The following is a 16,138-nucleotide window of genomic DNA, read 5'->3' as shown; positions in this document are numbered from 1 at the left end:
CCCGGCGGGGTGGGGGTGGTCAGATCCAGCCGCGGCGGGTGGCCTCCATGGCCACCTGGAAGCGGGTCTGGGCGCCGAGGCGGCGCATCAGCTTGGTGAGGTGGCGCTGGACCGTGCGTTCGCTCCAGCCCAGCGCCCGCGCCGCCGAGCGGTCCGCGGCGCCGGCGGCGAGCAGGGTGAGCAGCCGTTCCTCGTCCGGCGACAGCTCCTGCTCGGAGGCGAGCTCGCCGTTGAGCCGCACGGGGACGCTGCGCTCCCACAACGCCTCGAACAGCGCGATCAGCGCGTCGAGCAGCGGCGACGGGTGGATCAGGTACGACGCGGAGAGCACGTCGTCCCCGGCCCGCATCAGCGGGATGATGGCGAGCCGGTCGTCGGAGATGCCGAGCTTCATCGGCAGGCCGGGATGGATCCTGGCCTGCTCGCCGTGCTGCACGCCGACCGTGACGTCCTCCAGCCAGCCGGGCATCTCCAGCACGCTGCTCTCGTAGATGACGCGGTAGCGCACGCCGCGCCGCAGCAGGTCCAGCTCGACGGGGTTGGGCTCGCGGTGCTGGGCGGGGGCCGCGTACGGCGGGCGGTCGAAGCCGCGCATCTGGGCCCGCGTGTCCTGCTGCATCTGCACCCACCGGTGGTTGACCTCGTCCCGCCCTGAGACGACCTCGATCAGCTCGCCGGGGTGGGCGAAGCGGGTGCCGGCGCGGTAGACGTCCATGAGGGCGCGGATGTGGGCGCGTACGCCGTCCAGCTCCCGTTCCCGCTCGCGCAGGATGGCCTCGAGGCTGCTGTCCGGCGAGACGGCGACGTAGCGGGTGGGCCGGCCGGTGGAGCGGGTGGCCAGGCCGAGGTCGAGCAGCGACTGCAGGATACGGCGGGCGGCGGTGGCCGGCAGGTGGCAGTCGGCGACGATCTCGGCGACCGTGGCCTGCGTGCGGCGGACGAGCGCGTCGTACACCTCTTCGTCCTGAGGGCTGAGCCCGATCGCCTCCAGCACCCCGCTCCTCCTGTCTGAATAGCGACACATGACGGAAACTCGTCACTAACCAAGCTTGTCAGGAAAAGGCGGAAGATGTCAGCGTTCTTGAGCACCATCGGCCCCAGTGGCCACAGGAATGAAGGAGCATCATGCCGCTGTCCCCTCGCCGCTCGCCCGGTCGCCGTCTGCTCGCCGCCGTCTTACCAGCGGTTCTGCTGACGACCGCGACGTACGGGACGCTCGTCCCCGCGAGCCCGGCCGAGGCGCAGACCGCCCCGTCCGGCGCCCCCGCCCCGGGCCAGAAGCCGGACCAGAAGATCGACGCCAAGCTGACCGAGCGGATGAGGACCGCCGGTGACCGCATCGAGGCGCTCGTCGTGCTGCGCACCCTGCGGCAGCCGCCCGCGACCGGCACCCCCGTGCAGGCCCGCGCCGCGCTGAAGGCGAGCGCGGAGCCGGTGCAGGACCCGGTGGCCGCGTTCGTGCGCTCGCGCGGCGACCAGGTGGTCAACACGTTCTGGCTGAAGAACATGATCCTGGTACGCGTCACGCCCGCCACCCTGGCCGCCCTGGCCGAGCTGGAGCTGGTCGACCGGATCATCCCGAACTTCACCCTCACCGCCCCCGAGCCCGACCGCGCGCCCGCGCCGAAGACCATGGCGGCCGAGCCCGCCACGTGGGGTCTCACCAAGATCGGCGCCGACCGCGTCCAGCAGGAGCGCGGGCTGACCGGCAAGGGCGTCCGGGTGGCCGTGCTCGACACCGGCGTCGACATCACCCACCCCGACCTGCAGGGCAAGCTGGCCGGGACGGGCAAGGAGCACGCGGGCGGCTGGATCGAGTTCGGCCCGGACGGCAAGCCCGTGCCGAGCGAGCCGCACGACAGCTCCTTCCACGGCACGCACGTGGCGGGCACGATCGCGGGCGGCGACGCGTCCGGCACGAAGATCGGCGTCGCGCCAGGGGCCGAGCTGATGGCCGGGCTGGTCATCCCGGGCGGCCAGGGCACGCTCGCGCAGGTGGTCGCGGGCATGCAGTGGGCGCTGGCGCCGTACGCGGCGGACGGCACCCCGGCGGGCGAGCCGGCCGACGTGGTCAGCATGTCGCTGGGCGCCGAGGGCTACGCCGACGAGCTGGTCGAGCCGGCCAGGAACATCTACCGCGCGGGCGCGTTCCCGTCCTTCGCGATCGGCAACGACTGCGCGGAGGGCCAGTCCGGCAGCCCGGGCAACGTGTACGAGTCGGTGGCCGTGGGCGCGACCGACGTCAACGACGACGTGCCCGACTTCTCCTGCGGCGGCGTGGTCCGGTCGACCGACTGGTTCCACGCCCCGCCCGAGTGGCCCGACTCGTACGTGGTGCCGGACATCTCCGCCCCCGGCGTGGACGTGGTGTCGGCGATGCCGGGCGGCGGGTACGCCGCGCTGAACGGCACCTCGATGGCCACCCCGCACGTGTCGGGCACGGTCGCCCTCATGCTGGAGGCCCGTCCCGGCCTGACCGTGGACGCGGCCGAGGAGATCCTGGCCGGCACGTCGGTCTCCGACGACCGCTACGGCCCGCTCCCGAACCCCCGCTATGGCCAGGGCCGCATCGACGCCTACGCGGCGGTCGCCGAGGCGGCGCTCACCAGCGGCGTGCGCGGCACCGTCACCGACCGGCGCTCCCGCAAGCCGCTGGCCGGCGTGCGGGTGGGCGTCGGCGGGCGCAGCACGGAGACGGACGCGGACGGCCGCTTCGAGCTGCGGCTGCCCGCCGGGCGGCACGAGCTGACGCTGTCCAGGTTCGGCTACGAGGACACGAGGACGACGGTCACGGTCCGCGCCGACCGGCTCTCCGACGAGCGGGTGCAGCTGGAGCGGACCAGGTGGAGCACGATCTCGGGCCGGGTGTCGTACGGGCCGACCGGCACGACCGTGCCCGGCGCGACGGTCGAGGTGCTCGGCGTGCCCGACGAGCTGACCGCCGTGACCGACGCGAAGGGCCGCTACACGATCAAGGACGTGCCGGTCGGCGCGTACCGGATCGCCGCGCACGCCCCCGGGGTGTCCAGGTCGCCCGACGTGGAGGTCACCGTCGGAAAGCATCGGGCGGAGGCTGACCTCACGCTGCCCCGCCGCTCCCCCACCGAGCGGCTGTCGCTCGGCACGGACGGCCGCCAGGGCAACCACGAGGCCTGGTGGCCGGAGCTGAGCGGTGACGGGAACGTGGTGGTGTACGCCACCTTCGCCTCCAACCTCACCGACGACGCCGACACGAACGGCGAGCTGGACATCTTCGCCACCGACCGGCGGACCCGGGTGACCGAGCGGGTCTCGGTGCCGACCGGCGGCGGGCTCGGCGACTCGTTCTCGCTGTCGCCGACGGTCAGCCACGACGGCCGGTACGTCGGGTTCAGCAGCTTCTCCACCAACCTCGTCCCCGGCGACGCCAACGGCCAGACGGACGCGTTCCTGCACGACCGGCAGACGGGGACGACCGAGATGATCTCGGTGTCCTCGAAGGGCGAGCCGGGCAACGACCTGTCGGGCGCGCCGAGGTTCAGCGCGGACGGCCGGTACGCGGTCTTCGACAGCATGGCCTCGAACCTCGTCCCCGGCGACACCAACGGGCGCAACGACGTGTTCCTGCGCGACCGGCAGACCGGCACCACCGAGCGGATCTCGGTGACGCAGGACGGGACCGAGGTCAACGGCAACGCCCGCGAGGCCACGATCAGCGCGGACGGCCGGTACGTGGCCTTCCAGAGCGACGCGTCCGACCTGGTGCCCGGCGACGACAACGGCGTGATCGACACCTTCGTGCTGGACCGGCAGGCCAAGACGCTCACCCGCGTGACCGGGCCCGATCCGGCCACCGAGACCGTCGGGCCGGTGATCAGCCCGAACGGCACCGCCGTGGCGTACTCCAACGGCGTCGGCCTCGGCGAGATCTACGTGCACGACCTGGCCACCGGCAAGGCCCAGCTGGTGTCGGTCACCCTGGACGGCACCGGCGCCGGCGGCCTGACCTTCGCCCCCTCGCTGTCGGCCGACGGCACCAAGGTCGCCTTCTACAGCGACTCGGGGCGGCTCGCCGAGGGCGACGACAACAACCTCAGCGACGTCTTCCTGCGGGACGTGACGGCCGGCACCACCACGCTGCTGTCCGGCGCGCCCGGCGGGACGGGTGGCGACGGCCGGGCCGCGCTGCCGTCGATCAGCGCGGACGGCCGGTACGTGGCCTTCGAGAGCACCTCGGCCAACCTGGTCGAGGGCGACACCAACAAGCGCTCGGACGTCTTCGTGCACGACCTGGTGGCCGGGCCCGAGGCGCTGTTCGCCCTGAGTGACCTGTCGGTGACGCCCGAGTCGTCCAGGTCAGGGCGCGTGAAGGTGCGGGCGCTGGTGAAGAACGTGGGCGAGCAGGCCGGCTCGTACCAGGCGGTGGTCCGGGTGAACGGGGCCGAGGAGCAGCGGCGGGAGGTTTCCCTGAAGCCCGGCAAGGACGCCCGGGTCACCTTCGACCTGCGCCGCTCCGAGGCGGGCGGCTACACCGTCACGCTCGGTCCCCTGACCGGCCACTTCACGGTCAAGCGCTGACGATCGACCGCATGAGGGGGGCCGTCCCGGAAGGGGCGGCCCCCTTGTGCGTGCCCAGGGGACGCGATCCGGGCGGCGTGGCCACCCGGCGCTCATCATGACGGCGTACGGGCTGCGATGATGAACTCCGTCCCGGGGAGCGTCCATGCTCCCGGCCGTGCGGAAACGGCAGCGTCCCCGGGGAGAGAGGCGGGCCCGATGATCGCTGTGCTCGGCGAGTGCGTCGCCGACGCCTTCACCGATTCCGCACCGTCCGCGGGCGGGACGGGCATGGGGTTGCGGGTGTTCCCTGGAGGCGGGCCCGCGAACACGGCGGTGGGGCTCGCGCGGCTCGGCACGCGGGCCAGGTTCCTGGGACGGCTGTCGGGTGACGTCTTCGGGCAGGTGTTCCGTACCCGGCTGGCCGCCTCGGGCGTGGACCTGTCGGCGGCGATCGCGGCCGGTGAGCCGAGCACGCTCGCGGTGGCCGCGCTGGACGCGGGCGGGCGGGCCGCGTACACCTTCTACGCCCAGGGCACCGCCGACTGGCAGTGGACGCCCCACGAGCTGGGCCCGGAGCGGCTCGGAGACGCGACCTGCCTGCACACCGGCTCGCTCGCGCTGGTCAAGCCGCCCGGCGCGGCGGCCGTGGAGGAGTTCGCGCGGGCCGCCCATGAGCGGGTCACGGTCTCGATCGACCCCAACGTGCGCCGCAGCCTGGCCGCGCCTGAGGACTACCGGGTGGAGCGGTGGTGCGCGTACGCCGACGTGCTGCGGCTGAGCGATGACGATCTCGCGGTGCTGCTGCCGGGCACCCCGGCGGAGGCGGCCTGCGACCGGTGGCACGAGGCGGGCGCCCGGCTGATCGTGGTCACGCTCGGCGCCGAGGGCGCGCTGGTGTCGCTGGACGGCGAGCGCGCCACCGTGCCCGCGATCCGCGTCGAGGTGGCCGACACGGTCGGGGCCGGCGACGCGTTCACCGCCGGGCTGCTGCACCACCTGGAGGCGCAGGGGCTGCTCGGCGGGCGGCTGGACGCGCTCGACCTGGACACCGCCGTCGCGGCGGCGACCTTCGGGACCCGGGTGGCGGCGCTGACCTGCACGGTCCCCGGCGCCGACCCACCCTGGTCCCGCCAGCTCTGATGTCCGGGCGGCTCAGAAGTCGAAGTCGTCGATGTTGTCCTTGGTGAAGACGAACGGGTCGCCCAGCAGGACCGTGCCGTCCTTGCCGACGGTGTAGTCGCCGAGCTTGCCCGCCTTGAACGTCTCGCCCTCCTTGCCGGTGATCAGCCCGGAGGCCAGCGCGCCGCCGGTGTAGGCGGCCAGGTAGCCGAGGTCGGACGGGTTCCACAGGGCGAACGAGGTGACGGTGCCGTCCTTGACGTACGCCCGCATCTGGTTGGGCGTGCCCAGTCCGGTCAGCTGCACCTTGCCCTTGTACTCCGAGCCGGACAGGTAGCGGGCCGCCGCCGCGACGCCGACCGTGGTCGGCGAGATGATGCCCTTGAGGTTCGGGTGCTTGGCCAGCAGGCCCTGCGTCTCCTGGAACGACTTCTGGTCGTCGTCGTCGCCGTAGACGGTGTCGACCAGCTTGAGCTTGGCGTACTCGGGCTTGGCCAGCTCGGTCTTCATCATCTCGATCCAGGCGTTCTGGTTGGTGGCGTTCGCGGTCGCCGACAGGATCGCGATCTCGCCGCCCTCCTCCCCGACCGCCTCGCCGATGAGCTTGATCTGCGAGGCGGCGATGCCCTCCGCGCTGGCCTGGTTGATGAAGACGTCCCGGCAGGAGGGGTTGGTGTCGGAGTCGTACGTGACCACCTTCGCCCCGGCGGTGCGGGCCTCCTGGAGGGCGCCGCAGATGGCGTCCTTGTCGTTGGCGGACACCACGATCACGTCGGTGCCCTGCTGCGACAGCGTGTTGATGTAGCTGACCTGCGCCGACGGGCTGGCCTCCGAGGGGCCGGTCTGGCTGTAGACGCCCTTGAACTCCTCGACCGCGACCTTGCCGCCCTTGTTGTCGGAGGCGTCGAAGTACGGGTTGTTCACCTGCTTCGGGAGGAAGGCGACCTTCAGTCCCTCCTTGATCGTCCCCGTGCCGGCGGAGGACGCGCCGGGAGCCGGCCGGCCGGCCGGCTCTTCCTGGCTCGCACAACCGGTGACGGCGAGGCTGAACGCGGTGAGCACCGCCAGGGCGACGGCCCTGCCTCCTCGAGTTCTCGCTGCCATGATGGAGTTCCTTTCGCGGCCCGCGATCGCGGTCAGGGGGTGACGGATCGTCGCCGGCGCAACCGCTCGCGCGCCATGCCGGCGACGTTGGGTCCCACTACGGAGACGATGAGCAGGGATCCGGTGATGATGGTCAGGGTGTTGGCCGGCACGTACGCGAGCTGCAGCGCGTTGCGCAGCGTGCCGAGCAGGACGACGGCGGCGATGACGCCGAGCAGCCCGCCGCGCCCGCCGAAGATGGACACGCCGCCGAGCAGCACCGCGGCCACCACGGCGAGTTCGAGGCCCATGCCGTTGTCGGCGCGGGCGCTGGCGAAGCGCAGCGTCCAGAAGACGCCGGCCAGCGACGACATGGCGCCGGTGGCGACGAACAGCCAGAACTTCGTGCGGGCCACGCCGATGCCGGTGAAGCGGGCGGCCTCGGCGTTGTTGCCGATGGCGTACAGGCCGCGGCCGATCGGGGTGGCGTGCAGCACGAGCGCGAAGACGATCGCCAGGGCGGCGACCACGATGATCATCCACGGGATGGTGAGCCCGGGGATGGCGGCGATCGCGCCCGTCGTCCATTCGGGCGGGTAGTCGGCCACCGCCTGGTCGCCGAGCACGACGTACGCCAGGCCCCGGTACAACGCGAGCGTGCCGATCGTCACCGCCAGCGACGGCAGCCCGAAGCCGGTCACGAACAGCCCGTTGACCGCGCCGAGCAGCGCGCCCAGCAGCAGGCAGAGCACGATCACCACGGGCAGCGAGGTGATGCCCCACAGCCAGAGCTGGCCCATGACGGTGCAGGTCAGGCCGAGGATGCTGGCCACCGACAGGTCGATCTCGCCGGTGATGATCACCAGGGTCATGGGGAGCGCGATGAGCGCGATCGGGATGACCTCCAGCGTGACGAACCGCCAGAAACGCGGGCTGGCCACGCCTTCGATGCTGAGCGCGCCGATCGCGACGACCAGGATCAGGGCCACAACGAGCACGGCGTCCCAGGACCCGGCCACCGCCCGCACCCGCCTGATCGCGCCGCCGCTCCCCGCGCCCGTCCCTGTGCCCGTCTCCATGCTGCTCCCCGCGCCGTCTCCTACCGCCTCAGCCACGGCCGCTCCTTCCTCGCAACGTCCTGGCCATGCGGACGGCCAGCGCGCGGTCCAGGCCGATCGCGGCCAGGATGAGCGCGCCGACGGCGGCCCGCTGCCAGAACGGGCTCACCCCGAGCACCGGCAGCGCGCTGCTGATCGTGGTGAGCAGCACCGCGCCGAGCGCGGCGCCGTAGACCGAGCCGCTGCCGCCGAAGATGGCCACGCCGCCGACCACGACGGCGGCCACCACGTTGAGCTCGAAGCCGTTGCCCGCGTTGGCGTCGAGAGTGCCGAAGCGGGCCGCGTACAGGACGCCGGCCAGGCCCGCGAGCGCGCCGGAGACGACGAACGCGGTGAACACCCGCCGGCCCACCGGGATGCCCGCGAGGCGGGCGGCGGGCGGGCTGGAGCCGATGGCGTACAGCTCCCTGCCGCTGCGGTACGTCCGCAGGTAGTAGCCGGCGGCCACCAGCACCACCACGGCGAACAGCGCCAGCACCGGCACCCCCAGCAGGGTCGCGCTGCCCATGCGCAGGAAGCCGGGCGGCATGTCGGCGGCGTTGATCTGCCGGCCGGTGGCCCAGGTGTAGTCGACGCCGCGGAAGACGTACAGGGTGCCGAGCGTCACCACGAGCGCGGGGACGCGGGCGGCGGCGATGAGCGCGCCGTTCACGGCTCCGCAGGCAGCGCCGAGCAGCACGCCGGCCGCCAGCGCGACCGGGATGGGCAGGCCGGGGTTCGCCACGAACAGGCTGCCCGTCGCGAACGCCGACAGCCCCAGCACCGACCCGACCGACAGGTCCACGTTGCGGGTGATGACGACGATGCTCTGCCCGACGGCGAGCACGGCGAGGATGGTCGAGCCGAGCAGCAGGTCCTTGATGCCCTGCGCGGTCAGGAAGCGCGGGTTGACCAGCACGGTCACGGCCACGAGCAGCACCAGCGCGGCGGCGATGCCGAGCTCTCTGATCACGAACACCCGGTGCACGAGCCGGGTGCCCTCGGTGACGGCGGTCATGCGGTGCCGCCCTGTCCTGTCGCGGCCAGCATCACCGACTCCTCGTCGGCCCGCGTACGGGGGATGTCGGCCACCAGCCTGCCCTCGTGCATGACGAGCACGCGGTCGGCCATGCCCAGCACCTCGGGCAGCTCACTGGAGATCATCAGCACCGCGACGCCCTGCCCGGCCAGCTCCGACAGCAGCCGGTGCACCTCGGCCTTGGTGCCGACGTCGATGCCGCGGGTGGGTTCGTCCACGATGAGCACGCGCGGCTCGGTCGACAGCCACTTGGCCAGCACCACCTTCTGCTGGTTGCCGCCCGACAGGGTGGAGACGGGGTCGGTGAGGCGGGCGGTCTTGACCTGGAGGCGCTCGCTCCAGATGCGGGCCGCGGCCCGCTCGGCGCCGCCGAACAGCAGCCCGAGCCTGCTCAGCGACCAGCGCCTGGTGAGGGTGGCGTTGCGTGCCACCGACAGCTCCATGACCAGGCCCTGCTGGCGGCGGTCCTCGGGGACGAGGGCCAGCCCCGCGGCGATGGCGGCGGCGGTGTCGCCGGGCGGCAGCGTCTTGCCCTCGACGGTCACCTCGCCGGCGTCGGGCCTGTCCACGCCGAACACGGCCCGCGCGACCTCGCTGCGCCCGGCTCCGACGAGCCCGGCCAGCGCCACGATCTCGCCGCCGCGCACGGTGAACGAGACGTCCTCGAAGACGCCGTGCCTGGTCAGGCCGCGTACCTCCAGGCGGGGGTCGCCGACGTCCGCCGCCGTCTTCGGATAGAGCGCGGACACCTCGCGGCCGACCATCCTGCGGACCAGCTCCTCGACGGTGAGGCCGGATGCCGGGCCGGTCGAGACCCAGCGGCCGTCGCGCATCACCGTGATCCGCTTGCAGAGGGTGAAGATCTCGTCGAAGCGGTGGGAGATGAACAGCACGGCCGCGCCCGCCTCGCGCAGCGACCCGACGACCGAGAACAGCCGCTCGACCTCGACGCCGGACAGTGCGGCGGTGGGCTCGTCCATGACGAGGACGCGGGCGTCGAACGCGAGCGCCTTGGCGATCTCGACGAGCTGCTGGTCGGCGATGGACAGGCCGCGAGCGGGCCGGTCGGGGTCGAGCCCGACGCCGAGCCTGGCGAACAGCTCGGACGTGGCCGCGCGCATGGCTTTGGCGTCGATGCGGCGCAGGCCGCGTAATGGCTGGCGGCTCATGAAGATGTTCTCGGAAACCGACAAATCCGGGAAAAGCGTCGGTTCCTGATAGATCACGGCTATTCCGGCAGCCTGGGCGTCGGCGGGGCCCGAGAGCCTCAGCTCCTTCCCGTCCACGGTCAGCGCGCCGGCGTCGGCCGAGTGGGCGCCGGCGAGGACCTTCACCAGCGTGGACTTTCCCGCCCCGTTCTCTCCCACCAGGCCGTGCGCCTCGCCGGCGTACAGGTCGAGCCGCACGCCCGACAGGGCACGGACCGCGCCGAAGGACTTGCTGACATCGCGGAGCGACAGGATGGGAGGAGATTCACTCATACGCCCTCCGGCGCCGTTCAGGCGAAACGTTTTAATGTGTCCAGAACGTAAAACGGCGGGGAGTTACGTGTCAATACTGCCGGTACCCGACGTGGATCCGGTCATAAAATTTCTAAAACGATTTAGACACCAACCGGTCGCGCGGGGCCCGCGCTTCCGGACATCCAGCGCTCATCCGGGACGTACGCGCTCACTCGGCTCGGTCACTCGGCTGGGATCGTCCGGTAGCCGTTCCACACGAACCTGGCCGTCGTCACCGCGTCGTCGCCGTCCCCCGTGATGAGCTGGTGGATGGCGATGCCGTCCAGCTCGCGGTACTCACACCACTCGTGGTCGGACGTCAGCACCAGGTCCAGGCCCAGGTTCACCAGCAGGTCGAACACCTGGCCGCGGTTCGCCCTGTCCACCCCCACGAACACCTCGTCCAGCAGGATGAAGCGCGGGCAGCCCGGGTCGGTCAGGTAGTGCGCGGCCACGGCGGCGAACAGCGGCAGGTGCAGCACGATCGCCTTCTCCCCGCCCGACAGGGCGCCGTGCAGCTTGCGCGTCAGGTCCTGCCAGCCCTGGCCGTCGCCCCTGTCCAGCTTGACCACGAAGCGGTGCCAGGCGGTGTAGTCGAGCACCTTCATGAGCTGGTCCTCCCAGCTCGCCGACGAGTCGTCGGCCCTGGCCTCCTCGACGCGGTCCCTGAAGAAGACGTACAGGGCCTCCCTGTCGGCCTCGCTCAGGCCGGCCGGGTCGCGCAGCAGCAGGTCGCGGGCGGCGCGGGTGCCGGGCGACTGCGTGGGGTCGACCTGCCACACCAGCCGCACCGCCACCTTGGACGCGGTGCGGACCCGTTCGAGCCGCTGGTTCATCGCCTCCACCAGCGCCGTCGCCTGCCTGATGCGGTCGGCGAGATGCCGGCGCGTGTCGCCGGCCAGCGTGCGGTCGAACAGGTCCCGCTCGGCCTCGGTGATGTCCCGCCGCCGCGCGTCCCGCTCCTGGTGCAGGACTCTCCCGAGCGCCGCCGCCCCGGCCCGCACCCCGTTGACGGTCGCGGTCAGCACCTGCACGTCGTCGTCGGGCGTCAGCTCCAGCTCCGCCCGCCCGCCCAGCGCCTCCCTGGCACGATGCACCGCATCCCGCAACCGCGCCTCAGCCTCCCTGACCTGCTTGCCCTCGAACGGCACCGCCCCCAGCCGCTCCGCCACCACCCTCGCCGCCTCCAGCACCGGCCCGGCCTCCGAGTCCGGCTCCAGTGTCACGCCCGCGTCGGCCGGCAGGTGACCGGAGGCCAGGCGGCGGAAGCGGCCCGATGCCTCATCGCGCGCCTGCGCGGCCTCGGCGTGCCGGTCCTCGGCGGTGGACAGCTCGCCGCTGAGGCGGCCCAGGCGGGCGTTGAGCCGGGCCAGGCCGTCGTTGATCTGCTTGATGGCGCGGCGGCAGTCCTGGTAGGCGGCCTGGGACTCCTGGAGCCTGGCGAGGACCTCGTGCTGCTCGGCGCCGGCCGTGCCCTCGATCGCGGCCAGCCGCTCGGCCAGCACGACCGCGGCGGAGGCGGCCCGTTCGGCGCGTTCGACGGCGTCGAGGGCGAGCCGCTCGTACTGGGCGGCGGTCTCGGCGGCCAGCCTGGCGTGCTCGGCGGCGGCGCGGGCGTCGGCGCGGCGGTCGTGCCAGACGGCGCCGGTCGTCTCGGCGGTGCGCAGCGCCTGCTCCAGGTTGTCCAGCGCGGACGGCGCCGCGGGCAGCGCGTGGCGGTCGGCCAGCTCGGTCAGGCGGCGCAGCGACCGCGCCACGTCCTGCTCACGCTCGTGCAGCCGCTCCTCGTACGCGCGCAGCCGGTCCTCCAGCAGCGCCACCTTGCGCTCCGCGTCGTCGAGCGCCTGGACCGACTCCGCGTACGGCCGCCTGTCGGGCCTGCGCCGCAGCTCGGCGGCCAGCGTGTCGCGGTCGGCGTCCACCACGGCCAGCAGGTGGTCGCACTCGGCGACCCGCCCGGCCAGCTCGCCCAGCCGGTCGTCCAGCTCGGCGACGCGGCGCCGCCTGGCCCGCTCCCGGGCGGTCGCGCCGATGTAGGCGGGCTCCGGCTTGACCCAGCGGCCCGCCGCAGGACCGAGCCGCCAGGTGCCGTCGGCGCCGATCACGGCCGGGTGGTCGACGCCGATCGCGGTGGGCGCGAACGCGATGCCGCCCAGCACGGCGTCCGCCGAGACCGGCGAGTCCGCCTCGGTGAGCAGCACGTGGGCCAGGCTGTAGCCGGGCGCAGGGCGGGCCAGCGCGGCGACCGCGAACGCGTCGTGCTCGCCCGCGTCGAACCCGCCGTCCGGACGCAGCCACAGGCCGAGCAGCCCGGACGCCTCCAGCGCCGCCTCCACCCCCGCCTGCGCGACCGGATCGAGCCCTGACCTGAACGCCACCGCCCGCCACAACGGCAGCCCAGGCCGGGCCAGCCGCCCGGCGGCGGTACGGGCGGGCGAGACGGGCGGCTCGATCGCCGTCTGATCGCTGAGCCGCTCCCGCTCCTGCGCCAGCTCGGCCCGCTCACCGGCCAGCCGGTCACGCAGACCGGTCAGCTGCTGCTCCCGAGCCGCCAGCTCGACGGCGGCCATCGTCCGCGCCGTGCTCACGAGGTCATCGGCCCGCTCGAAGTCCTCGGCCAGGCCGGCCAGCGTGGCAGGATCAAGCTGAAGCTGCGCACACCCGCCGGCCCAGTCGCCCAGCGCGGCGGCCAGGTCCCGAGCCCGCTCGTCCCGCACCCGCTCAGCCCGCTCACGACCCTCCTGAGCAGCGGCCAGATCGTCACGCGCATCGTCACGATCCCGCTCAGCCGTGGTCCGCCGCCCCACAGCCTCCTCGTGGGCGATCGCCCCCGCCCTGACCTCCCTGATCTGCCCGGCCCTGCTGCTGACGGCCGCCCGCAGCAGCTCCCTCCCCCTCCGCACAAGCGCCTCCGCGTCGCCCTGCTCATCGGCGGAGAAGGGGGCAACGCGCCCCGCGGCCCGATCATCCTCTTCGGGTGCGGACGGCAGCCCCGCACGGCTCCCGGTGTTGTCCGCCGCCTCTTCGTGGACCGGCGGGAGACCGGGGCGAGCAAGGGGCTGGTCGGGCAGGAGGGCCGTGCGGCCGGCTGCTTCCTCGTGGACGGACAGCAGGCCGGCGCGGGCGGCGGCGTGGTGGGCCTCCGTGCGGGCGCGGTCGGCCAAAGCGGCGGCTGTGCGGGCCGCGGCGGCGGCGCGGTCGGCGTGGGCCTGTCTCGCCGAGACTTCCCTGGCCGCCTGGCCGGCCTGGTCGCGGAGGCGGGCCGCCGTCTCGTGGGCTGCCTGGGCCTCGGTACGGAGGCGGTGGAGGTCGCCGGCCTCCCGGTACGCCTCGCTCTCCTTCAAGCCGTCGATCCGGGCGGCCAGGGCCAGCTCCTGGGCCTCCTCCTCCCCCAGCCGCACGGTCGTGGCCGCGAGCTCGCGTTCGGCCTCCTTGAGCGCCTCGCGCCGATCCTTGACCTCGGCGGCCAGCGACTCCACCCGCTCCCACGCCGACGTGACGGCAGCGGCGGCGGCCCGCAGCACGCGCTGGGCGTAGCCGCGCTGCCGCTCGGCCAGCCGGTCGGCCTCCTCCACGTCGCGGTCGAGCCGCCGCAGCTCCTCGCGCTGCCGGTCGAGCCGCTCGAACCCCTCGGCGATCTCGTGGATCTCGCCCTCGCCGAGCGGCGGCAGGGCGCTGGACAGCAGGTCGGACAGCAGCCCGGGGTCGAGGCGTTCGGACAGCTTGGGGGTGCGGAGCTGGCGCAGCGCGGTGAGCAGGGAGTCGTAGCGCTGCTCGTTCAGCTCGCGATAAAGGGTCCTGCGCACGACGTCGCGGTACGACTCGGCGCTCTCGTGCACGGTGCCCGACGGGCCCAGCTCGTCGATGAGCTGCGCCTTGGTGAGCGGCTGGCCGCCCTCGCCGACGAGCCTGATGCCGTCGGGGGCGTCCACGCGGGCGTCGGTGGTGAAGTAGGCGGCGGTGACGTTCTTGGTGTGGACGGTGGCCTGCAGCCGCGCCCCGCAGGTGAACCAGCGGCCGTCGGCGTGCCGGAACTCCAGCCACACGTACCCGACCCGGGTGGCGCCGCCGGCGCCGTCGCCCATGAGGTTCCAGTGCATGGTGCGCTCGCCGCCGCCGAACGTGGACAGCCTGCTCGGCTTCAGGCTGGCGTCCAGCAGGTACGGCAGCAGCAGCTCCAGCACCTTCGACTTGCCGCTGCCGTTGGGCCCGCGCAGCAGCAGCCGCCCCCGGTGGAACTCGAACACCTCGTCGTAGTAGCGCCAGACGTTGAGTATCCCGGCGCGCACCGGAACCCAGCGGGCGTCCATCCCCTGCGCGGCGCGCTGCGGGGCGAGCTCGGTAACGGTCATCAATCCTCCTGTACGGCCGCGCGATCGACCCGGTAGCGGGCCGCGGCGGGCAGGGCCGCGACCCGGTCACCCGTACGGCGGGCCAGCCCGAACCGGACGAGCACCTCAAGCGCGTCGGCGGCCAGCCGCGGCCCGCCGCCGTCCGACTGGTACGCCTTGGCCCACTGCGGGAAGCGGCGCAGCAGCTCGGCGGCCTCCTCGTCGAGCCGGGCCGCGCTGACGGGGCCCGAGGTGACGAGCAGGTCGAGCATGAGCAGGGCGGCCACCTTGGCGTGCCCGCCGTCGTCGGGGAACCTGCTGTCGGTCGCGATCCCGTCGGGATCGACCAGCAGGAACCCCTCGGCCCGCTCCTCCAGCACGAACCCGGCCTCCTCCGCCGCGCGGCGCAGCAGCCTGCGGCCGGTCAGCGAGGCGGCGTACGCGGCCTGGGCGGGGGTCAGCTCGTCGCGGTAGACGACGGGGTCGTCGAGCAGGCGGCGGATGAGGGTGTGGCGGGCGTGCAGGGCGCGCTGGGTCTCGCTGGGCTCGCCGGCGCCGTACCGCGCCTCGGCGACCAGCGCATCCGGCGGCCCGCCCCGCTCCCCCACCACCGCGCCGCCCCACTCCCAGCCGTCCCCGGCCGCCCCGCGCAGCCCCGAGCCCACCTCAGCCGCCCCGCGCAGCCCCCAGGGCGCCTTCTCCGGGTCACGTCCCGGGCTCGCCTCGGGCGCCTCTTCTTCCGTCCCGCCCCGCCAGGTGTCCGCCAACCGGGACGGGGCGACCGGGGCGGCGAGGAGGCGGATGACGCGGGTCGTGTCCACCCGGTAGAGCACCTTGGCGTCCTCGTCGTCGAGGTAGGCGTCCGTGGCGCCGTCCATCGCGGTGAGCGCGCCATAGTGCTCCAGCAGCTTGACCGCGTCCACGAACGCCGCGCGCTCCTCACCCCGCACCGGCTCGAACGCGGGCACGCCCGGCTCCACCGCGGCCGCCTGCGCCACCCGCCCGGCCAGCATGCCGATCGTGGTGACGGGGGAGGTGAGCAGCTCGGCCGCGCACAGGCACAGCAGCGTGTAGCGGCGGCGGTCGAACGGGGCCCTGGTGGTGCGGCGGCGTCTGGCCGGGCGGGTGGCGCCGGGCTCTGACCTGACCTTGACCAGCCGGGCGTACCCCTGACGCGGCTCCACGACCAGCCGCCAGCCGCAGAAGTAGTCGAACCACTGGATGAGCGGCCCGCGCCGCTTCCTGACCAGATCGAAGGCGGCCGGGTCGTCGTGGGCCGAGACCAGGGGACGTCCGAGCAGGGTCCTGATGGCCCGGGCCAGCTCCTCTTTCTCGGCGCGTACGAGCTGGTTGGCAAGGGTGCTCACGCCCCCACCCCCCGCTCACGCGAACCACCGCACCGCCACGCCGCCGTCATGGAAGTCACCG

General features: G+C 73.5%; 9 protein-coding genes. 2 read left to right on the top strand and 7 right to left on the bottom strand.

Going from position 1 to position 16,138, the window contains the following annotated elements:
* Positions 1-19: 19 nt before the first annotated feature.
* Positions 20-994 carry a helix-turn-helix domain-containing protein gene (locus AB0K12_RS38155; protein ID WP_364572259.1) on the bottom strand — a complete coding sequence of 325 codons (975 nt, stop codon included), beginning with the start codon at positions 992-994 and terminating at the stop codon, positions 20-22.
* A gap of 131 nt (positions 995-1,125) precedes the next feature.
* On the opposite strand from AB0K12_RS38155, the gene AB0K12_RS38150 reads away from it, so the two are divergent.
* Positions 1,126-4,557, top strand: a complete 3,432-nt coding sequence (locus AB0K12_RS38150) for a S8 family serine peptidase (RefSeq protein ID WP_364572257.1) — start codon at positions 1,126-1,128, stop codon at positions 4,555-4,557.
* A gap of 198 nt (positions 4,558-4,755) precedes the next feature.
* Positions 4,756-5,679 carry a carbohydrate kinase gene (locus AB0K12_RS38145; RefSeq protein WP_364572255.1) on the top strand — a complete coding sequence of 308 codons (924 nt, stop codon included), beginning with the start codon at positions 4,756-4,758 and terminating at the stop codon, positions 5,677-5,679.
* Between the two features lie 12 nt (positions 5,680-5,691).
* Here the strand turns inward: AB0K12_RS38145 and rhaS are convergent, their stop codons facing one another.
* The 6 genes from rhaS to AB0K12_RS38115 all read right to left on the bottom strand — a co-directional run bounded on the left by rhaS (position 5,692) and on the right by AB0K12_RS38115 (position 16,077).
* Complete coding sequence (rhaS, locus tag AB0K12_RS38140; protein ID WP_364572253.1) at positions 5,692-6,762, bottom strand: rhamnose ABC transporter substrate-binding protein; 1,071 nt, start codon at positions 6,760-6,762, stop codon at positions 5,692-5,694.
* Between the two features lie 32 nt (positions 6,763-6,794).
* The gene (locus AB0K12_RS38135) at positions 6,795-7,856 is read right to left on the bottom strand and encodes an ABC transporter permease (RefSeq protein WP_364572251.1); all 1,062 of its coding nucleotides are present in this window, start codon (positions 7,854-7,856) and stop codon (positions 6,795-6,797) included.
* Entirely contained in the window at positions 7,849-8,856 is a 1,008-nt protein-coding gene (locus tag AB0K12_RS38130) for an ABC transporter permease (protein WP_364572249.1), read from the bottom strand. Before AB0K12_RS38130 ends, AB0K12_RS38135 begins: the two co-directional genes overlap by 8 nt.
* Positions 8,853-10,358 (bottom strand): sugar ABC transporter ATP-binding protein, encoded by a 1,506-nt coding sequence (locus tag AB0K12_RS38125; protein ID WP_364572247.1) that lies wholly within the window; start codon positions 10,356-10,358, stop codon positions 8,853-8,855. Before AB0K12_RS38125 ends, AB0K12_RS38130 begins: the two co-directional genes overlap by 4 nt.
* Before the next feature lie 203 nt (positions 10,359-10,561).
* The gene (locus AB0K12_RS38120; RefSeq protein ID WP_364572245.1) at positions 10,562-14,731 is read right to left on the bottom strand and encodes a TIGR02680 family protein; all 4,170 of its coding nucleotides are present in this window, start codon (positions 14,729-14,731) and stop codon (positions 10,562-10,564) included.
* On the bottom strand, positions 14,731-16,077 hold the full coding sequence (locus AB0K12_RS38115; protein WP_364572243.1) for a TIGR02678 family protein: 1,347 nt from the start codon (positions 16,075-16,077) through the stop codon (positions 14,731-14,733). The genes AB0K12_RS38120 and AB0K12_RS38115 overlap by 1 nt, the downstream gene beginning before the upstream one ends.
* Positions 16,078-16,138 lie beyond the last annotated feature (61 nt).

The organism is Nonomuraea sp. NPDC049419 (assembly GCF_040676995.1).
Classification (GTDB): Bacteria; Actinomycetota; Actinomycetes; order Streptosporangiales; family Streptosporangiaceae; genus Nonomuraea; species Nonomuraea salmonea.
This window is presented reverse-complemented; position numbering and strand designations above follow the sequence as displayed.